A 19,865-nucleotide genomic window follows, 5' to 3' on the forward strand; every position below is an offset into this window, starting at 1 on the left:
GGAGTGAAGCGATGGCATCATTACTTGAAATTCGCGATCTGTTGGCGCTTCGGGGAAGAATGGATGCGCAGCAGTTGAGTAGCACGCTGCACACGTCCAGATCGATGATTGATGCCATGCTGTGTCGTATGGAGGCGATGGGTAAAGTGATGCGTGTTCAGGAAGAGGCTACCGGTTGTTTGACCGGTAGCTGTAAGCAGTGCCCGGAAGGGAAAAGCGCCTGCCAGCAGGAGTGGTGGACACTGTGCTGAAGGCCTATGCTACCGCTCTGCTTTCACAGCTTTGCTTTTAACGCCAGCAGGGCTTCGCAGAATTCGGTCGGATGCGAGATAAAAGGCGCATGCGCCGCTTTCGCAAACATAACCGATTCGCTTGCAGGCCACATTGCATCCAGTACCGGCACGATTTTGCGCGGTACCAGCCCGTCGAGCCGCCCGTAGAGGCGTAAAAACGGCAGCCTCAACGATGATAATGCGGCACGCAAATCCGCTGTTTTCAGGATCTCCAGCCCGCCGTTCAGCACCTCAGCAGAGGGCATTTCCAGTGACAGCACTGCGTTTTTTAACTGACGTGCATCCTGCCTTGCTGTTTCCGTTCCCAACGTTTGCAACGCGAGAAAACGCTCCACGGTGCGCTGAAAATCCTCGCTCAACTGATGCTGAAAACCGGCCAGTACTTCGGGTTTAATGCCAGCCCATTCGTCCTGTGCGCTGAAGCACGGCGAGGAAGCAACCGTCACCAGCGCACTTACACGTTCCGGCGCCTGCAACGCCACGCGGCTGGCCACCAACCCGCCCAGGCTCCAGCCCAGCCAAATCGCTCGTTCCGGCGCTTGTTCCAGAACAATGTCAACCATCTGACCAAGCGATAACGGGCTAAAGCCCGTACTTCTGCCGTAGCCCGGTAAATCGACCAGATGCAGCGTAAAATGCGCACTCAGTTCCGGAGTTATGCAATCCCATACCTGAGCATTCAGCCCCCAGCCGTGCAGCAGCACAAGATGACAATCGCCCTCACCTTTGGTTTGCCACCAGATGTCTTTCATCCGCTATCGTTCCCTTTCTTCATACAAGGAGGTGGAACATGCTAACAGTGCCGGGCTTGTGCTGGCTATGCCGAATGCCGTTAATGCTCAGTCATTGGGGAATATGTTCGGGCTGCGCTCGCGCAATGCAAATGCAGGAAAAAGTTTGCCCTTTGTGCGGTTTACCTGCCGGTCATGAAAATGTGCCCTGCGGCCGTTGTCTGCAAAAACCGCAGCCCTGGCAGCGGCTCATCGCGGTGGGTGACTACGCGCCGCCGCTCAGTACGCTGGTCCAGCAGTTTAAATTTCATCCGCGCCCGGAACTTGCCAACGCACTGGCGCGGCTATTGTTACTCCGGGTGATACAGAGCGGTAAACGTCCGGTACCAGACCTGCTCCTTAGCGTTCCACTGCATGCCCGACGCCAGTGGCGGCGAGGGTTTAATCAAAGCGATTTGCTGTGCCGACCGCTGGCGCGCTGGCTACCGTGCCGCTATTCGTGCACGGCGCTTAAGCGTCTGCGAGCAACGACGATACAGCATCATTTAAGCGCCAGGCTGCGCAGGCAGAACCTGAAAAATGCTTTTCACCTTGAATTGCCAATAGCCGGGCTCCATATCGTTCTGGTGGATGATGTCGTCACGACCGGTAGCACTGTTGCGGAGATCTCCCGGCTGCTTTTGCGCAGCGGCGCAGCGACTGTTCAGGTCTGGTGCCTGTGTCGAACCTTGTAGACCCTCGATGATGGGCGTATTATAACCAAGTAAAATAGTCAACTATTAGGCCATTGCTATGATCCGTATTTCCGACGCTGCCCAGGCGCACTTTTCCAAACTGCTGGCAAATCAGGAAGAAGGGACACAAATTCGCGTATTTGTGATTAACCCTGGCACACCAAACGCTGAATGCGGCGTGTCTTATTGTCCGCCAGATGCGGTTGAAGCGACCGATACCGCGCTGAAATTTGAACAACTGGTTGCCTATGTTGATGAACTGAGCGCACCGTATCTGGAAGATGCGGAAATTGATTTTGTGACCGATCAATTAGGTTCCCAGCTCACACTGAAGGCACCTAACGCTAAAATGCGTAAAGTTTCCGACGACGCGCCGCTGATGGAGCGCGTTGAGTACTTACTGCAATCGCAAATCAATCCACAGTTGGCTGGCCACGGCGGCCGCGTCTCACTGATGGAAATCACCGACGAAGGCTACGCCATTCTGCAATTTGGCGGCGGCTGTAACGGTTGCTCCATGGTCGACGTAACGCTGAAAGAGGGCATCGAGAAGCAACTGCTGACCGAGTTCCCTGAACTGAAAGGCGTGCGCGATCTCACCGAGCATCAGCGCGGCGAGCACTCTTACTACTAATAAGCCTGCTCCGCGGAGCATTGCCCGGTAGCGCGAAAGCGTGCCGGGCCTGCCTGTTTTCAGGCACGACTTATCGGCTCGTTAATCCCCACACAGTAGTTATTTTCATCATATCTCACCTGCTCCCGTTCCGTTTTCTACCTGTTATCTCAGGCTGTTACCCGTATCTTTGTGCGCGTTTTCTACCCGTTAAAGCAAACTAGTTTCCCGACGTTAATATGACGCATGTCTCAGATCTCACATTTAGATCGGTGGGGTGATTCTCTTTTCATGGATGTTACCCGTATCATTCAGGACAGCACCAACAAGATAAAAACATCCGACTACAATTTTTAGCAATGGATGTCCAGCCGTAATGGTGCCGCAGCTCGCACTTCCCGGTTCGGGAGCTTTTAGCAGTTGCCAAGAAACACTGACGTTACCCATAACAAATTAAAGGCCAGGTAAATTATGCCATTAGTCATTGTCGCTATCGGTGTTGCCCTCTTACTCCTGTTAATGATCCGTTTCAAACTCAACGGATTTATCGCTCTAATTCTGGTGGCGCTCGCCGTCGGGATGATGCAGGGCATGCCACTGGATGCCGTTATCAAATCAATTAAAGCGGGCGTAGGCGGTACGTTGGGCAGTCTTGCGCTGATCATGGGCTTCGGCGCCATGCTCGGCAAACTGCTGGCAGACTGCGGCGGCGCACAGCGCATCGCCACTACGCTTATTGAAAAGTTCGGTCGTAAACATATTCAATGGGCCGTTGTGCTTACCGGTTTTACCGTTGGTTTCGCCCTGTTCTATGAAGTTGGTTTTGTGCTGTTGCTACCGCTGGTATTCACTATCGCCGCATCTGCACGCATTCCGCTGCTGTATGTTGGCGTACCGATGGCAGCAGCCCTCTCTGTGACGCATGGCTTCCTGCCACCGCACCCAGGCCCGACAGCTATCGCAACAATCTTCCACGCGGATATGGGTAAAACACTGCTGTACGGCACGCTGCTCGGTATCCCGACAGTGATTCTCGCAGGCCCGGTCTATGCACATTTCCTGAAAAGCATTGATAAGCCTATTCCGGAAGGTCTGTACAACGCCAAAACCTTTACCGACGAAGAGATGCCAGGTTTCGGTGTCAGCGTCTGGACTTCCCTGGTGCCGGTGATTCTGATGGCGTTGCGCGCAGTAGCGGAAATGCTGCTGCCGAAAGGCCATGCGATTCTGCCTTATGCTGAGTTCTTCGGCGATCCGGTGATGGCAACCATGATCGCGGTACTGATTGCGGTCTTCACTTTCGGTCTTAACCGTGGCCGTTCGATGGATGACATCAATGACACGCTAACCTCATCCATCAAAATCATCGCCATGATGCTGTTGATAATCGGCGGCGGCGGTGCATTCAAACAGGTGCTGGTTGATAGTGGCGTAGATAAATACATCGCTTCCATGATGCATGCCACGAACCTCTCTCCCCTGTTTATGGCCTGGTCGATTGCTGCAATACTGCGTATTGCGCTGGGTTCCGCAACCGTTGCGGCTATTACTGCGGGCGGTATTGCCGCGCCGCTGATTGCCACTACTGGCGTCAGCCCGGAACTGATGGTAATTGCTGTTGGCTCCGGTAGCGTAATTTTCTCTCACGTTAACGATCCGGGCTTTTGGCTGTTCAAAGAGTATTTCAACCTGACCATCGGCGAGACCATGCGTTCATGGTCGGCGCTGGAAACCATCATTTCGGTGTGCGGCCTGGTGGGTTGTCTGCTGCTGGGAATGGTGGTCTGATTTTCAATTGCCCGGTGGCGCTAACGCTTACCGGGCCTGCATAACCTGTAAACTGCATAAAGCAAAGTAGGCGAAGCAGGATAAAAAGCCCGGATATGAACAGCTCAACTTTACGGGGCCAGTCCAATATATCCGGGCTTTTTTACTAACGTTTTCCTGCGGCTTTGCGTCGTCGGTCGAGATCTTTAATCAGCTTGTTAACCTTCTCAGCGCTAAACATCGCTTCTAGCGACACAGACAGCTTACGCCGCCAGTTTTTGTACTGATAACTGGTGCCCGGAATGTTCACCGGTCCCGGCATGTCCAGCCAGTCTTCCGGCTGTAAACCCAATAATGCACTGTTGCTGTCGGCAATATAGCGTTGCATACCGCGATTTAGGATCGCCGTCATCGGCATGCGCGACGCTTTATGCCCGACACGCTTCGGCAGGCAACCATGCTGATGCAGCGCATCCAGCAGCCCCTGCTTCGCCCGTTCACGATCCTGATACAAGCCGTGCAGTACCTCTTCATCGGGGTATAACCCCAGCGTTTTACCGAGGGTTAAATCGCCGCTTTCCCAGTAACCGCGCAGGGTCGGAAGATCGTGCGTCGTCGCTACCGCCATCGACTGCTGCGGCCAGGCCTGCGGCGCGCGGAAGTTTTTCTGATGATCGTTTTCGAAGTAGAGCACTTTGTAGGAGTAGACACCGCTGCTACGCAGCTTGCCGACAATCTCTACAGGCACGGTTCCCAGATCTTCGCCAATCACCATGCACTGATGCCGCTGGCTTTCCAGCGCCAGAATGGCCAGCAGGTCATCCACCGGATACTGTACATAAGCGCCGTGGTCCGCCGTTTCACCGTACGGGATCCACCACAGACGTAGCATCGACATAACATGGTCGATACGTAACGCGCCGCAACTGGTCATATTGGCACGCAACAGATCGATAAATGGTGCATAGGCACGCGCGCGCATCACGTGCGGATCCATCGGCGGTAACCCCCAGTTTTGCCCGAGCGGCCCCAGAATATCCGGCGGTGCACCGACGGAGGCTTTTAGACAGTACAGATCGCGATCGCGCCAGGTTTCTGCCCCACCTTCCGCCACACCGACCGCCAGATCGCGGTAGAGGCCGATGGGCATCGCATTGTGCTGGCTGGTTTCCCAGCACTCCGCAAATTGGGTATAAGCCAACCACTGCAACCAGAGATAAAAATCGACCTCATCAGCATGCGCCTTACAGAAAGCCTTCACCTGTGGGCTTAGGGTGGATTGATACCCTTCCGGCCATACCGGCCAGCCCCAACGCAACGTATCTTCTTTCACCTGATTAGCATGCAGCGCATCAAACACAGCCTGCCAGTACAGGCTTTCGCCCTGCAGTTCAACAAAGCGACGGAAAGCAGCTTTCTGCACGTCATCGTCCGCACGCTGGCGGAAACGTCGCCATGCGAGACTCAGCGCAGCCAGTTTTAGTGCTGTCACCGACGCGTAATCCACCCACTCCGCATCCCGCGCGGCGCGCAAGGTATGTTGAGTTGTAGGGAGTTGCCACCATGCCTGCGCCTCTTCGCTGTCGTGGAAATCTGCCACTGCGTTAACGTCGATGTAGATAATATTCAACCAGCGCCGTGATGAAGGGCTATAGGGACTGGCGCTCTCCGGATTCGCCGGGTAGAGCGCGTGGATCGGGTTAAGGCCAATAAATGCCCCGCCACGTTGCGCCACATCGCCGAGCATCTTTTTCAGGTCGCCGAAATCCCCGATACCCCAGTTATCATTTGAACGCAGGGTGTAAAGCTGAATACAGGCACCCCACAATTTTTTCCCTTCCAGCAGAGCCTGTGGTTCATAGCAGCGGGCAGGTGCAATGATCAACCGGCACTGCCAGCGCTGCTTCTGCTGTTCCAGCGTCAGCATGTGATAACCGAGCGCCAAACCGCCCGGTAACGGCAGATTTTCTCCGCCGTTTACCTGCCCCCGGTACTGCTTGCCAGCTTCCGTGACCAGTTGCCACTGGAAGCTCCCCTTACCTGCCACCGGCAAGGTTTTCTTTTTCCCATGAATAAACACCTGCACGACAGGAACCGGTGGTACGCTGAGCGTCGTTGCGTTTGCGGCGTGCATTGCCGCCAGCAAACGCTGCTTGGTGTGCGCCGTAATGGACTGAGGTTTACCGTGTGCATTGATATAGTTTGGACTGATCCCCGCAGCCAGTGCGGCCTGTTCCAGACGTTTACTCTCCATCGCGCTTCCTTAGCGTTAGCGTTTTGCCTGCCAGATGCGGGTTTGATAATCGCGGATTGAGCGATCAGAGCTAAACATACCGCAACGCGCTGTGTTCAGGATCGCAGCTCGGGTCCAGGCTTCCTGGTCGCGGTAGAGTACATCCACCTGCTTTTGGGCCTCAACATAGGCCGCAAAATCCGCCAGTACCAAATAGGGATCGCCCCCCTGTTTGCCCATGCTGTGTAGCATCTGGTCAAAAGCATGTTTATCCCCATCGCTGTACTTCCCGCTTTCAAGTTCCTTCAGCACCGCATCCAGCAGTTTGTCTTTTTTACGCCACTTCAGCGGGTCGTAGCCTTTAGCTTTCAGCGCTTTCACCTGCTCCACCGTGTGGCCGAAGATAAAGATATTCTCTTCGCCGACCTGTTCGGCAATTTCAACGTTCGCGCCGTCCAGCGTACCGACTGTCAGCGCGCCATTCAGCGCCAGCTTCATGTTGCCAGTACCCGAAGCCTCTTTACCCGCCGTGGAAATCTGCTCAGACACATCCGCCGCCGGGATCAGCTTCTCCGCTGCCGAGACGCAGTAATCAGGCAGGAAAACGACTTTCAGCTTGTCACCGACCTTCGTATCGTTGTTAATCACTTCCGCCACTTTATTGATGGCAAAGATGATGTTTTTCGCCAGGTAGTAGCCCGGTGCAGCTTTGGCGCCAAACAGGAAGACACGCGGCACACGGTCGGCTTTCGGATTTTCGCGAATTTCTTTGTACAGGGCGAGTATGTGCAGTAGCCCCAGATGCTGGCGTTTGTATTCATGCAAACGTTTGATCTGGATATCGAACAGCGCCTGTGGGTTGATCTCAATACCGGTACGGGCTTTGACAAACGATGCCAGCCGTACTTTATTCTGGTGTTTAATCTCGCGATACTGCTTGCGGAATGCCGCGTCGTCGGCGTACTCCTCCAGATTGATCAATTGATCGAGATCGTTGGCCCACTCTTTTTTCAGCGTCTTGTCAAGCAACGCAGCCAGTAACGGGTTGCATTGTTTGATCCAGCGACGCGGCGTGATGCCATTAGTGACATTATGGAATTTACCCGGCCAGAGCTGGTTATATTCCGGGAACAGATCCTTAACCACCAGATCCGAATGCAGCGCCGCCACACCGTTAACCGCAAACCCGCCCACCACGCAAAGGTTAGCCATGCGTACCTGTTTGTGATGCACCACCGCCAGTTTTGCCCATACCGCGTCATCGCCCGGCCAGGTTTTCTCAACCAGAAGCTTAAATTTGTCGTTGATCTGTTTGATGATTTGCATGTGCCGCGGCAGTAGCGCTTTGACTAACGTTTCGTCCCAGCACTCCAGCGCTTCCGGCATCAGCGTATGGTTGGTATAGGCAAATGTCCGGCTGGTAATCGCCCAGGCATCGTCCCAGCTTAGCTGGTGCTCGTCGAGCAGCACGCGCAGCAGTTCCGGAATAGCGATAGTCGGGTGAGTGTCGTTAAGCTGGATCACTTCGAAATCCGGCAACTGCGCCAGTTTGCGGCCTGCCAGATGGTGGCGACGCAGAATATCGGCAATCGAACAGGCGCACTGGAAGTATTGCTGCATCAGACGCAGCTTTTTCCCGGCCTGATGATTGTCGTTCGGGTAGAGCACTTTCGTCAGCTTTTCCGCATCAATCCCGGTTTGCTCGGCGCGCAGGAAATCACCGTCGTTGAATTTGGTCAGATTAAAGGGATGAGCATGTGTCGCCTGCCATAAACGCAGCGGCTGCGTCACGCCGTTACGGTAGCCAATGACGGGTAAATCCCAGGCTTCGCCAATCAGCATAAAAGCGGGCTGCCACTGCCCGGATTTGCTCACCTTGCCGCCAATCCCCACCTGCACATCTAACTGCTCGTTATGGCTGAACCACGGGTAGCTGCGGCGATGCCAGTCATCCGGGGCTTCATGCTGTTGCCCATCAACAAAAGACTGGCGGAACAGGCCGTACTGATAATTCAGGCCGTAGCCAGTCGCCGACTGACCAACCGTCGCCATCGAGTCGAGGAAGCAGGCAGCCAGACGCCCCAGACCGCCGTTACCCAGCGCCGGATCGATCTCCTCTTCCAGCAGGTCACTCAGGTTGATATTGTGTTCCTGCAATACTGCGCCAACATCCTGATACCAGCCCAGGTTCAGCAGGTTATTGCCCGTCAGGCGGCCAATCAGGAATTCCATCGAAATATAGTTAACGTGGCGCTGCCCTTTCGCCACTTTCGGCGCGGGCTGCGCCGCCAGCAGTTCTGCCAGCGCGCTGCTCACCACTTGCCACCACTGTCGGGTTGTCATGTCACCGGCAATCTGAATCCCTAAACGCTGCTGCTGACGCGTGAGGGCCGCTGCAAATTCCGCTTTATTAAACGTTGGCTTTGACATAAAGAATCCGGGTCCTGTAATGAAGTAAATCGACGTTTGCGTTAGTGTGCCTGGCTCGGTTTATGACTTCCTCATCCTGCCAGGGATTAGCCGGGGAGGAGCAGCGGGGATGAGCAAAAAGTGTGATCGCCGCCACCTAAAGGTAGCGTTTTTTTTGCATGCTATTCAATCGAATTGACTTGAAATCGTTCAATCAAAATGAAATGTCGTTCCAGATAAAATTAGTATTCATTAGGCGTAAACGGTAGAAAAAATAATATTCACTGCAGCATCACTAATCAATTTTTGCTATTTGTGCGTTTTGTCTGATACGCCGGTTAATAATACGAAGAAAGCCTTACTCCATGTAATTATTAAGCTTTCTGCTATACGCAGCTCGCCAGCCGTGCCCGCGTTCTTTTTCCTCTTTTTTGTCCTTAATTATCCATGAAATAAATAGAAATGTGACATAGTGCAAATTCACAATCGTCAGATCTGGACATAACTTGCAATATTTCGTCATCTGACCGACCTTATTAGCATTAATTACGAAGCGCAAAAAAAATCATACCCTCCGTTTTCGTTCGCACAGTGAAGTGATAACTATGTTGATTCCGTCAAAATTAAGTCGCCCGGTTCGTCTCGACCACACCGTGGTTCGGGAACGCCTGCTGGCTAAACTTTCCGGCGCAAACAACTATCGCCTTGCGCTGGTGACCAGCCCTGCGGGTTACGGAAAAACCACGCTCATTTCGCAATGGGCAGCCGGAAAAAATGATGTTGGCTGGTTTTCTCTGGATGAAGGGGATAACCAGCAGGATCGTTTTGCCAGCTACTTTATCGCTGCGGTTCAGCAGGCGACGGGCGGGCATTGCATCAGTAGCGAGGCGATGGCGCAAAAACGCCAGTACGCCAGCCTGCCGTCACTCTTTTCCCAGTTGTTCGTTGAATTGATGGAATGGCAGCGCCCCCTGTTTCTGGTCATCGACGATTATCATCTGATCACCAACCCAGTGATCCATGATGCAATGCGCTTCTTTTTACGCCATCAGCCGGAAAACCTGACGCTGATTGTGCTGTCGCGTAATTTGCCGCAGTTAGGCATAGCCAACCTGCGCGTACGTGAACAACTGCTGGAAGTCAGCAGCCAGCAACTCGCCTTTACTCATCAGGAAGCAAAACAGTTTTTTGACTGCCGCCTGACATCGCCGATTGAAGCAGCAGAAAGTAGCCGCCTGTGTGACGACGTTGCCGGCTGGGCGACAGCGTTGCAACTTATCGCCCTCTCGGCGCGGCAAAACCACAGCGCGCCACACCAATCCGCACGCCGTCTCTCCGGGATTAATGCCGGCCATCTCTCCGATTATCTGGTGGATGAAGTGCTGGATAATGTTGATATCGACACGCGTAAGTTCCTGCTGAAAAGCGCCCTGTTGCGCTCGATGAACGACGCGCTGATCGTCCGCGTGACCGGAGAAGAGAACGGGCAAATGCGGCTCGAAGAGATTGAGCGTCAGGGGCTGTTTTTACAACGTATGGACGATTCCGGCGAATGGTTCAGTTACCACCCGCTGTTCGGCAATTTCCTGCGCCAGCGCTGTCAGTGGGAACTAGCGACCGAGTTGCCGGATATTCACCGTGCCGCGGCGGAAAGCTGGATGGCACAAGGCTTCCCCAGTGAAGCCATTCACCACGCGCTGGCGGCCGGAGACGGCATTATGCTGCGCGATATTCTGCTGCATCACGCCTGGGGGCTGTTTAATCACAGCGAACTGAGTGTGCTGGAAGAGTCGCTAAAAGCGCTACCGTGGGAAAGTCTGCTGGAAAATCCGCGTCTGGTACTGTTGCAGGCCTGGCTGATGCAAAGCCAGCACCGCTACAGCGAAGTGAACACACTGCTGGCGCGTGCCGAGCAGGAGATGACGACACAAATGGATGCCTCGTTGCACGGTGATTTCAACGCCCTGCGCGCCCAGGTGGCAATTAACGATGGCGATCCGGTGGAAGCAGAGCGCCTGGCGATGGTGGCGCTCGACGAATTGCCGCTGGCTAACTATTACAGCCGTATCGTAGCAACATCTGTACACGGTGAAGTACTGCACTGCAAAGGCGAGCTAACCAGTTCGCTGTCGGTGATGCAGCAAACCGAACAGATGGCGCGTCGCCACGATGTCTGGCACTACGCACTGTGGGGTCTGATCCAGCAAAGCGAAATTCTGTTCGCCCAGGGGTTCCTGCAAGCGGCCTGGGAGACACAGGAAAAAGCTTTTATCCTGATTCGCGAACAGCACCTTGAGCAACTGCCGATGCATGAATTTTTGCTGCGCATTCGCGCCCAGTTACTGTGGGCGTGGGCGCGGCTTGATGAGTCCGAAGCGGCGGCGCGCCAGGGGATAGAAGTACTCTCCACCATGCAACCGCAGCAGCAGTTGCAATGTCTGGCACTGTTGGTGCAAAACTCGCTGGCGCGCGGCGATCTGGATAATGCCCGCAGCCATTTGAACCGCCTGGAGAATCTGCTCGGCAACGGTCAATACCACAGCGACTGGGTATCGAATGCCGATAAAGTTCGGGTGATCTACTGGCAGATGACCGGCGACAAAAAGGCCGCTGCGCAGTGGCTACGCCAGACGCCAAAACCAGAGTTCGCCAATAACCATTTTCTGCAGAGCCAGTGGCGCAACATCGCCCGCGCGCAGATCCTGCTCGGCGAGTTTGATCCCGCAGAGATAGTACTGGAAGAGTTAAATGAAAACGCGCGCAGCCTGCGTTTGATGAGTGATATCAACCGAAATTTATTGCTGCTCAACCAGCTTTACTGGCAGGCGGGGCGCAAAAATGATGCGCAGCGCATGCTGCTGGAGGCGCTGCAACTGGCTAACCGCACCGGATTTATCAGTCATTTTGTGATTGAAGGCGAAGCGATGGCACAGCAGTTGCGCCAGTTGATTCAGTTGAATACACTGCCGGAGCTCGAACAGCATCGCGCCCAGCGTATTTTGCGCGACATCAACCAGCATCATCGGCATAAATTTGCTCACTTCGATGAGAATTTCGTCGAACGCCTGTTGACGCACCCGGATGTGCCGGAGCTTATCCGCACCAGTCCGCTGACCCAGCGCGAGTGGCAGGTGCTGGGTCTGATCTATTCTGGCTACAGCAATGAACAGATTGCGGGCGAGCTGGACGTCGCGGCGACAACCATTAAAACTCACATCCGTAATCTTTATCAGAAACTGGGCGTCGCCCATCGCCAGGATGCCGTGCAACACGCACAGCGGCTGCTGAAAATGATGGGCTACGGCGTGTAACTAGCACAGCTCCAGCTGTACGTTGTTGTGGTTGATCACCTGTAATACCCCATCTGGCGGAATGGCATCGGTGTACACCGCATCCACAAGGCCAATGCTGCCCATATTCACCATCGCGTTACGGCCAAATTTCGAGTGATCCACCACCAACATGGCGAAGCGCGAGTTTTCAATGATCGCGCGCTTGGTGCGCACTTCGTGGTAGTCGAACTCCAGAAGTGAGCCATCCATATCAATTCCGCTAATGCCGAGAATGCCGAAATCGAGGCGGAACTGAGAGATAAAATCGAGGGTCGCCTCGCCAACAATGCCGCCGTCACGGCTGCGCAGTTCGCCGCCCGCGAGGATCACGCGGAAATCTTCTTTCTTCATCAGCGTGTTCGCAACGTTCAGGTTGTTGGTCACAATGCGCAGATCGCTGTGTTCCAGCAGCGCATGAGCGACGGCTTCCGGCGTGGTGCCAATGTCGATAAACAGCGTTGCGCCGTTCGGGATCTGTTCTGCCACCTTGCGGGCAATGCGCTCTTTTTCCGCCGTCAGCGTCGATTTGCGATCGTGCCATGAAGTGTTCACCGAGCTGGAAGGCAGAGCCGCACCACCATGGTGACGCAAGATTTTGTTTTGATCCGCGAGGTCATTCAGATCCCGGCGAATAGTCTGCGGGCTGACGGAAAATTGTTCAACCAGCTCTTCGGTACTGACATATCCTTGTTGTTTAACCAGTTCAATAATAGCGTCATGACGCTGTGTTTGTTTCATGAAATGTCCCTGGATAATTATGTTCGTTTCCGCACATTCTGTGTGTCCACCAGCGCCATCGCCAGCCCAATTGCCATGCCAGCCGTGTGCGCACCAGTGGCAATCTCAAAGCCCATTACGCCGAACCACTCGGCGACCATCAGCACAACCGTAAGAATAAACAGCCCATTAGGTAATGCCACCTGAGGAAGCGGATCGCGTACGCCATGCAGCCAGACATAACCAATCAGTGCATACACAACGCCGGATAAACCACCAAACCATGGCCCGGTGAGTTGGTGCTGCACAAAACCGCTTAATAAGGCGCTAATCAGGGTAATGACCACCAGCTTGCCGGTGCCAAGACGCTTTTCAACGGCTCCGCCAAGATACCACCACCAGAACAGGTTGAAGAGGATGTGTACCAACGAAAAATGCATTATTGCGTGAGTAAAGTAACGCCAGACCTCAAACTGTACACTGGCATCCCACGGCCAGGCGAGCCACATCATCACGGTCTGATCGCCAATGAGACTCATCACTACGAAGACAACTATGCAAAGCGCGGTCATCAGTAACGTCAATGGCCCGCCGCGTTCGCGAATGGCCACCATCAGAGGAAAACGACGATAGCGCAGACCGCTGTTGACCTGCCCGGATTGCCAGCTCGCCGCCAGATAACGTGGGTCGGCAGGATTTTCGATAAAGCGCGCCAGTTCATTTTTGACGCGCTCAGCCTGGCTCTCATCTGCCAGCCAGATATCGCTTTGCTCGTGATGTTGAATGGTGAGGATCACGCCCTGGGTCTGCATATAATCGACAAACGCCTGAGCGACACGAGGGTTAGTAAAAGAGGTAATCATCAACATGGCGGGCGTCGCTTAATCCATACAAAGAGAGACAGTATAACGGCACCGGACGAATGCCTAAAGCGTACCGTGCGCTACTTCCGCCGGGAAATGACGATGCCAGGCGTCAAAACCGCCATCCACGCTGTAGACCTGTTCATACCCCTGCTGGAGCAAGTATTGCGCCGCACCTTTACTGCTATTGCCGTGGTAGCACATCACCATCACCGGGGTATCGAAATTGTGGTCGCGCATAAATGCGCCCAGCGTATCGTTAGTCAGATGGAATGCGCCCGGCGTATGCCCCATCGCAAAGCTTTGCGGATCGCGGATATCCACCAGCACCGCCTGCTGTTGATGCAATTTCTGATGGGTTTCTTCTACGTTAATGCATTCAAAATGATCCATGACGTTCTCTTAATTGACACAGGAAATGGCTATTCTGCCGTCAAGTGTACGTCGCGACGACGGGTAAGCGCCATTATGTTATGCATATCACTCTAAATTGTTTTTTTGATGTTACCAAAAGCGCGTTCCTTTGCTATCATGAGCGATAACGAACATTTTTGAGCTTTAACGAAAGTGCATGAGGGCAGCATGGAAACCAAAGATCTGATTGTGATAGGCGGGGGCATCAACGGTGCCGGTATCGCGGCAGACGCCGCAGGGCGTGGTTTATCCGTGCTGATGCTAGAAGCACAGGACCTGGCCTGCGCGACATCCAGCAACAGCTCCAAATTGATTCACGGTGGCTTGCGCTACCTTGAACACTACGAATTCCGCCTGGTGAGCGAAGCACTTGCCGAACGCGAGGTGCTGCTGAAAATGGCACCACATATCGCTTTCCCGATGCGTTTTCGTCTGCCGCACCGCCCGCATCTGCGCCCGGCGTGGATGATCCGCATTGGTCTGTTTATGTACGACCACCTAGGGAAACGCACCAGCCTGCCAGCCTCATCCGGTTTGCGTTTTGGCTCAGAATCGGTGCTAAAGCCGGAAATCGTGCGCGGTTTCGAATATTCCGACTGCTGGGTGGACGATGCGCGCCTGGTACTGGCGAATGCGCAGATGGTTGAGCGTAAAGGCGGCAAAGTGTTGACCCGCACCCGCGCCACCAGCGCTCGCCGCGAAAATGGTCTGTGGATTGTCGAAGCGGAAGATATCGATACCGGCGAAAAATATAGCTGGCAGGCACGCGGTCTGGTGAATGCCACCGGTCCATGGGTCAAACAGTTCTTCGACGACGGTATGCATCTGCCTTCGCCGTACGGCATTCGCTTGATCAAAGGCAGCCATATTGTGGTGCCGCGCGTACACTCGCAGAAGCAGGCTTATATTCTGCAAAACGAAGACAAACGTATCGTCTTTGTTATTCCCTGGATGGATGAGTTCTCCATTATCGGTACCACCGATGTGGAGTACAAAGGCGATCCGAAACACGTTGAAATCGATGAAAACGAGATCAACTACTTACTGAAAGTCTATAACACACACTTTAAAAAACAGCTCACGCGCGACGATATTGCCTGGACTTACTCCGGTGTACGCCCGTTGTGTGACGACGAATCCGATTCGCCGCAGGCTATCACCCGCGACTATACGCTGGATATTCACGATGAGAACGGCCAGACACCGCTACTGTCGGTGTTCGGTGGCAAGCTGACCACCTATCGTAAACTTGCCGAGCATGCGCTGGAAAAACTGACGCCGTACTACAAAGGCATTGGTCCGGCGTGGACAAAAAATTGCGTGCTGCCAGGTGGCGATATCAGCGGCGATCGCGACGACTACGCGGCGAAACTGCGCCGTCGCTATCCGTTTATCAGTGAATCGCTGGCGCGCCATTTCTCCCGTACCTACGGCAGTAACAGCGAACTGCTGCTGGCAAACGCCACCCGCATTGAAGATTTAGGAGAACACTTCGGTCACGAACTGTATGAAGCCGAACTGCGTTACCTGGTCGACCATGAATGGGCGCGTCGCCTTGATGATGTGATCTGGCGTCGTACAAAGCTGGGAATGTGGTTGAACGCCGAAGAGCAATCCCGCGTGGGGCAGTGGTTAACGCGTCATAACAAAGCAGAATTATCGCTGGCATCGTAATTGTTGTTGCGCCGGAGGGCGGCTACGCCTTATCCGGCCTGCGAAGTTCTGCATGTTTGCAGGCCCAGTAAGCATCACGCTACCGGGCCTGCATCGTTACAGTCGTACCGGATCGATATGCCAGATATGTTCGGCGTACTCCTGAATCGTACGATCCGACGAGAAGTAACCCATATTGGCAATATTCTGCATCGCTTTGGTGGTCCACTCTTCCGGATGAAGGTACAGCTCATCGACTTTATCCTGGCAGTCAACGTAGCTGCGGTAATCCGCCAGCACCTGATAGTGGTCGCCGAAGTTAATCAGCGAATCCACCAGATCGCGGTAACGACCGGGCTCGTTCGGGCTGAACTGGCCTGTGGCGATTTGCGTCAGCACCTGGTGCAGTTCTTGATCTTTTTCGTAGTATTCGCGCGGCGAATAACCTTTGCGTCGCAGCGCCTCAACTTCATCCGCCGTATTGCCGAAGATAAAGATATTCTCCGCGCCGACATGCTCCTGCATCTCAACGTTGGCGCCATCCAGCGTACCAATGGTCAGCGCGCCATTAAGGGCGAACTTCATATTACTGGTACCGGAGGCTTCTGTACCCGCCAGGGAAATCTGCTCTGACAGATCTGCCGCTGGAATGATCACCTGCGCCAGGCTAACGCTGTAGTTCGGGATAAACACCACCTTCAGTTTGTCGCCGATTTGCGGATCGTTATTGATCACCTGCGCCACATCGTTGATCAAATGAATAATATGCTTCGCCATGTAATACGCCGAAGCGGCTTTCCCCGCGAAAATATTCACGCGTGGCACCCATTGAGCAGTAGGATCGGCCTTGATACGGTTGTAACGCGTGATGACGTGCAGGACGTTCATCAACTGACGTTTATATTCATGGATACGTTTGATCTGTACATCGAACAGCGCTTTTGGATTCACTACCACATTAAGCTGTTGGGCAATGATCTCCGCCAGCCGCTTTTTGTTCTCCAACTTGGCCTGCCGCACCGCCTGGTTAACCAACGGAAAATCAATATGCTGTTCCAGCTCGCTCAACTGGCTAAGATCAGTACGCCATGTACGACCAATATGTTCATCCAGCACGCCGGAAAGTGGAGGGTTTGCCAGCGCCAGCCAGCGTCGCGGCGTCACGCCATTGGTGACGTTGAGAAAACGCATCGGGAAAATGGTGGCAAAATCGGCAAACAACGACTGAACCATCAGGTTGGAGTGCAGTTCAGACACGCCATTAACTTTATGGCTGATCACCACAGCCAGCCACGCCATGCGCACCAGGCGGCCACTGGATTCGTCAATGATCGACGTCCGGCTCAACAACGCAGTATCGTTCGGATACTGCTCCTGCAATGTTTTCAGAAAATAATCATTAATTTCAAAGATAATTTGCAGATGACGCGGCAAAATTTTGCCCAGCATATCCACAGGCCACGTTTCCAGCGCCTCGCTCATCAATGTATGGTTAGTATAAGAGAAGACCTGGCAGGTGACTTCAAACGCGTCATCCCATTCGAATTTATGTTCGTCGATCAACAGACGCATCAGCTCCGGAATCGACAACACCGGATGGGTGTCGTTGAGGTGAATGGCGATTTTATCCGCCAGATTGCTGAAGGTTTGATGCAATTGATAGTGACGACTGAGGATATCCTGCACGGTCGCTGAAACGAGGAAATATTCCTGCCGCAGGCGCAATTCACGCCCCGAATAGGTTGAATCGTCCGGGTAGAGCACGCGGGAGACGTTTTCCGAGTGGTTTTTATCCTCCACCGCCGCAAAATAATCACCCTGGTTGAATTTACCGAGGTTGATTGCGCTACTGGCTTGCGCATTCCACAGGCGCAGAGTGTTGGTCGCATCGGTGTCGTAGCCGGGAATAATCTGGTCATAGGCTACCGCGAGGATCTCTTCGGTTTCCACCCAACGGCTCCGCTTACCCTCCTGCTGAACACGCCCACCAAAACGGACTTTATAACGCGTATTGTGGCGTTTGAATTCCCACGGGTTGCCATATTCCAGCCAGTAATCCGGCGACTCTTTCTGCCGCCCGTCGACGATATTTTGCTTAAACATTCCGTAGTCATAACGGATGCCATAGCCGCGACCGGGCAAACCCAGTGTCGCCAATGAATCCAGGAAACAGGCAGCCAGCCGCCCGAGACCACCATTGCCAAGGCCGGGGTCGTTCTCTTCATCAATCAGTTCTTCAAGATCGAGCCCCATCTCTCCCAGCGCGTTTTTCACGTCGTCATAAATACCCAGTGAAAGCATGGCATTAGAGAGTGTACGGCCAATCAGGAATTCCATCGATAAGTAGTAGACCTGGCGTACTTCCTGGGAAAGTTGCGCGCGGGTTGAACGCAGCCAGCGCTCCACCAGACGATCGCGGACGGCGAACAACGTAGCATTAAGCCATTCATGGCGGTTAGCAATCGCCGGATCTTTACCGATGGTGAACATCAGCTTATAGGCAATCGAATGTTTTAATGCCTCAACGCTCAACGTCGGTGAGGCATAAGTAAATGGCGCATTCATATAAGTGATTCCTGGAAAACTATTTCAAGCGAAGGTAAAGATCGCGGTAAGACTGCGCTGCGACCTGCCAGCTAAAATCCATGGACATCGCCTGGCGCTGTACAAAACGCCAAAGCGAAGGTCGGGACCACAACACGAAAGCACGCCTGATTGCCCTTAACAGCGACCAGGCATTACTGTCTTCAAAAGCAAAACCGGTGGCGATACCATCCGCCAGATTTTCCAGAGAACTGTCGGAGACAGTATCCGCCAGCCCGCCAGTTCGTCGCACCAGCGGCAACGTCCCATACTTCAGACCGTACAACTGTGTTAAGCCGCACGGCTCAAAACGGCTCGGCACCAGAATGACATCCGCGCCGCCCATAATGCGGTGGGAGAACGCTTCGTGATAGCCAATCTGTACGCCAACCTGGCCGGGATGTTCCGCCGCCGCCGCGAGGAAACCTTCCTGCAATACCGGATCGCCCGCGCCCAGCAACGCCAGTTGACCACCTTGTTCCAGCAGACCAGGCAAGGCTTCCAGCACCAGATCCAGCCCTTTCTGGCTGGTAAGACGGCTGACCACGGAGAACAGCGGAACTTTGTCATTGACCTTCAGCCCCATGGCGATTTGCAACTGACGCTTGTTCTCCGCTTTCTCTTCCAGCGTATCCCGCGTGTAGCGCGCGCCGAGAAGCAGATCCGTCGCCGGATCCCAAATCTTCTCATCCACACCGTTCAGAATGCCGTTGAGGCGACCCTCTTGCTGGCGCTGGCGCAGTAATCCTTCCATGCCATAGGCATATTGCGGCTCGGTGATCTCCCGGGCGTAGGTGGGGCTAACGGCAGTAATATGATCCGCGTAATACAGCCCCGCCTTCAGAAATGAAATCTGTCCCTTAAACTCCAGCCCGTGCATATTAAAGAATGACAATGGCAACTGAATGTCATTCATATGATGGGCAAAAAACATTCCCTGGTAGGCCAGGTTATGGACAGTAAAAACCGATTTTGCCGGGCGCCCTCGCGCCGCCAGATAGGCCGGAGCCAGCCCCGCATGCCAGTCGTGCGCATGAACCACATCCGGGCGCCAGAAAGGATCCAACCCGGTTGCCATCTCGCTGCCCACCCAGCCGAGCAATGCAAAACGCAATACGTTGTCAGTATAGGCAAATAAATTTGTATCGTGATAAGGGCTGCCGGGGCGCTCATACAAATGCGGCGCGTCGATCAGGTAGATCCCTACTCCGTTGAAATGCCCAAACAGCAACGTGATGCGCCCGGCGAAGGTGTCGCGGCGGGTAACCACCTGAGCATCGCTCACGCCACGGCGAATATCCGGGAATGCAGGCAACAGTACGCGTGTATCAACACCACCGGCGATTTGCGCCGCAGGCAATGCACCAATAACGTCCGCCAGACCTCCGGTCTTCAGCAACGGAAACATTTCAGAACAGACATGTAAAACCTGCATTATCGCTCCTGTTCAAATCCATACGGCAAGGATGGCCGTCATAGGGGGAACCTTGCGTGGATCGCTTCCGCACAAGGTTTCAAGTCAC

General features: G+C 54.0%; 14 protein-coding genes. 6 read left to right on the plus strand and 8 right to left on the minus strand.

Going from position 1 to position 19,865, the window contains the following annotated elements; all coding sequences use genetic code 11:
* The first annotated feature begins 11 nt into the window (after nucleotides 1-11).
* Nucleotides 12-251, plus strand: coding sequence for a [Fe-S]-dependent transcriptional repressor FeoC (gene feoC / locus BM427_RS21695; RefSeq protein ID WP_090125729.1), 240 nt, complete (start codon nucleotides 12-14; stop codon nucleotides 249-251).
* A 23-nt stretch (nucleotides 252-274) separates the two neighbouring features.
* Here feoC and bioH read toward each other — a convergent pair whose 3' ends face one another.
* Nucleotides 275-1,045, minus strand: coding sequence for a pimeloyl-ACP methyl ester esterase BioH (gene bioH / locus BM427_RS21700; RefSeq protein WP_090125732.1), 771 nt, complete (start codon nucleotides 1,043-1,045; stop codon nucleotides 275-277).
* 38 nt (nucleotides 1,046-1,083) lie between these two features.
* Here bioH and gntX point away from each other — a divergent pair, with 38 nt between their 5' ends.
* From gntX to gntT, 3 genes are all read left to right on the plus strand, one after another.
* On the plus strand, nucleotides 1,084-1,758 hold the full coding sequence (gene gntX, locus BM427_RS21705) for a DNA utilization protein GntX (protein ID WP_090125736.1): 675 nt from the start codon (nucleotides 1,084-1,086) through the stop codon (nucleotides 1,756-1,758).
* Nucleotides 1,759-1,816: 58 nt separating this feature from the next.
* Nucleotides 1,817-2,392 (plus strand): Fe-S biogenesis protein NfuA, encoded by a 576-nt coding sequence (nfuA, locus tag BM427_RS21710; protein ID WP_090125739.1) that lies wholly within the window; start codon nucleotides 1,817-1,819, stop codon nucleotides 2,390-2,392.
* 450 nt (nucleotides 2,393-2,842) lie between these two features.
* Nucleotides 2,843-4,159 (plus strand): gluconate transporter, encoded by a 1,317-nt coding sequence (gene gntT, locus BM427_RS21715; protein WP_090125743.1) that lies wholly within the window; start codon nucleotides 2,843-2,845, stop codon nucleotides 4,157-4,159.
* Nucleotides 4,160-4,304: 145 nt separating this feature from the next.
* Here gntT and malQ read toward each other — a convergent pair whose 3' ends face one another.
* Both malQ and malP read right to left on the minus strand, forming a co-directional pair.
* Entirely contained in the window at nucleotides 4,305-6,392 is a 2,088-nt protein-coding gene (gene malQ / locus BM427_RS21720) for a 4-alpha-glucanotransferase (protein WP_090125746.1), read from the minus strand.
* A gap of 15 nt (nucleotides 6,393-6,407) precedes the next feature.
* Nucleotides 6,408-8,801 (minus strand): maltodextrin phosphorylase, encoded by a 2,394-nt coding sequence (malP, locus tag BM427_RS21725; protein ID WP_090125749.1) that lies wholly within the window; start codon nucleotides 8,799-8,801, stop codon nucleotides 6,408-6,410.
* A 584-nt stretch (nucleotides 8,802-9,385) separates the two neighbouring features.
* On the opposite strand from malP, the gene malT reads away from it, so the two are divergent.
* Nucleotides 9,386-12,091 (plus strand): HTH-type transcriptional regulator MalT, encoded by a 2,706-nt coding sequence (malT, locus tag BM427_RS21730; RefSeq protein WP_090125753.1) that lies wholly within the window; start codon nucleotides 9,386-9,388, stop codon nucleotides 12,089-12,091.
* On the opposite strand, the gene BM427_RS21735 is transcribed toward malT, so the two are convergent.
* Genes BM427_RS21735 through glpE form a run of 3 tightly spaced genes read right to left on the minus strand, consistent with a single transcriptional unit; the run spans nucleotide 12,092 to nucleotide 14,085 of the window.
* Nucleotides 12,092-12,850: a DeoR/GlpR family transcriptional regulator gene (locus tag BM427_RS21735; RefSeq protein ID WP_090125756.1), complete on the minus strand. Its 759-nt coding sequence runs from the start codon at nucleotides 12,848-12,850 to the stop codon at nucleotides 12,092-12,094.
* A 17-nt stretch (nucleotides 12,851-12,867) separates the two neighbouring features.
* On the minus strand, nucleotides 12,868-13,698 hold the full coding sequence (glpG, locus tag BM427_RS21740; protein ID WP_090125760.1) for a rhomboid family intramembrane serine protease GlpG: 831 nt from the start codon (nucleotides 13,696-13,698) through the stop codon (nucleotides 12,868-12,870).
* A 57-nt stretch (nucleotides 13,699-13,755) separates the two neighbouring features.
* Nucleotides 13,756-14,085, minus strand: coding sequence for a thiosulfate sulfurtransferase GlpE (glpE, locus tag BM427_RS21745; protein ID WP_090125763.1), 330 nt, complete (start codon nucleotides 14,083-14,085; stop codon nucleotides 13,756-13,758).
* A gap of 189 nt (nucleotides 14,086-14,274) precedes the next feature.
* On the opposite strand from glpE, the gene glpD reads away from it, so the two are divergent.
* Nucleotides 14,275-15,780: a glycerol-3-phosphate dehydrogenase gene (gene glpD / locus BM427_RS21750; RefSeq protein WP_090125766.1), complete on the plus strand. Its 1,506-nt coding sequence runs from the start codon at nucleotides 14,275-14,277 to the stop codon at nucleotides 15,778-15,780.
* A 96-nt stretch (nucleotides 15,781-15,876) separates the two neighbouring features.
* Here the strand turns inward: glpD and glgP are convergent, their stop codons facing one another.
* Together glgP and glgA are read right to left on the minus strand one after the other, a co-directional pair.
* Nucleotides 15,877-18,324, minus strand: a complete 2,448-nt coding sequence (gene glgP, locus BM427_RS21755) for a glycogen phosphorylase (protein WP_090125768.1) — start codon at nucleotides 18,322-18,324, stop codon at nucleotides 15,877-15,879.
* Nucleotides 18,325-18,343: 19 nt separating this feature from the next.
* The gene (gene glgA / locus BM427_RS21760) at nucleotides 18,344-19,777 is read right to left on the minus strand and encodes a glycogen synthase GlgA (RefSeq protein WP_090125771.1); all 1,434 of its coding nucleotides are present in this window, start codon (nucleotides 19,775-19,777) and stop codon (nucleotides 18,344-18,346) included.
* Nucleotides 19,778-19,865 lie beyond the last annotated feature (88 nt).

The sequence above is a fragment of the Kosakonia arachidis genome, from assembly GCF_900116535.1.
In the GTDB taxonomy this organism is placed as follows: Bacteria; Pseudomonadota; Gammaproteobacteria; order Enterobacterales; family Enterobacteriaceae; genus Kosakonia; species Kosakonia arachidis.

What these genes read in the sequence shown, in the direction of transcription:
- glpE (WP_090125763.1), bottom strand. Translation starts at nt 14,085, where the DNA reads ATGGATCATTTTGAATGCATTAACGTAGAAGAAACCCATCAGAAATTG.
- glpG (WP_090125760.1), bottom strand. Translation starts at nt 13,698, where the DNA reads ATGTTGATGATTACCTCTTTTACTAACCCTCGTGTCGCTCAGGCGTTT.
- nfuA (WP_090125739.1), top strand. Translation starts at nt 1,817, where the DNA reads ATGATCCGTATTTCCGACGCTGCCCAGGCGCACTTTTCCAAACTGCTG.
- bioH (WP_090125732.1), bottom strand. Translation starts at nt 1,045, where the DNA reads ATGAAAGACATCTGGTGGCAAACCAAAGGTGAGGGCGATTGTCATCTT.
- glpD (WP_090125766.1), top strand. Translation starts at nt 14,275, where the DNA reads ATGGAAACCAAAGATCTGATTGTGATAGGCGGGGGCATCAACGGTGCC.
- malP (WP_090125749.1), bottom strand. Translation starts at nt 8,801, where the DNA reads ATGTCAAAGCCAACGTTTAATAAAGCGGAATTTGCAGCGGCCCTCACG.
- malQ (WP_090125746.1), bottom strand. Translation starts at nt 6,392, where the DNA reads ATGGAGAGTAAACGTCTGGAACAGGCCGCACTGGCTGCGGGGATCAGT.
- feoC (WP_090125729.1), top strand. Translation starts at nt 12, where the DNA reads ATGGCATCATTACTTGAAATTCGCGATCTGTTGGCGCTTCGGGGAAGA.
- glgP (WP_090125768.1), bottom strand. Translation starts at nt 18,324, where the DNA reads ATGAATGCGCCATTTACTTATGCCTCACCGACGTTGAGCGTTGAGGCA.
- malT (WP_090125753.1), top strand. Translation starts at nt 9,386, where the DNA reads ATGTTGATTCCGTCAAAATTAAGTCGCCCGGTTCGTCTCGACCACACC.
- gntX (WP_090125736.1), top strand. Translation starts at nt 1,084, where the DNA reads ATGCTAACAGTGCCGGGCTTGTGCTGGCTATGCCGAATGCCGTTAATG.
- BM427_RS21735 (WP_090125756.1), bottom strand. Translation starts at nt 12,850, where the DNA reads ATGAAACAAACACAGCGTCATGACGCTATTATTGAACTGGTTAAACAA.
- gntT (WP_090125743.1), top strand. Translation starts at nt 2,843, where the DNA reads ATGCCATTAGTCATTGTCGCTATCGGTGTTGCCCTCTTACTCCTGTTA.
- glgA (WP_090125771.1), bottom strand. Translation starts at nt 19,777, where the DNA reads ATGCAGGTTTTACATGTCTGTTCTGAAATGTTTCCGTTGCTGAAGACC.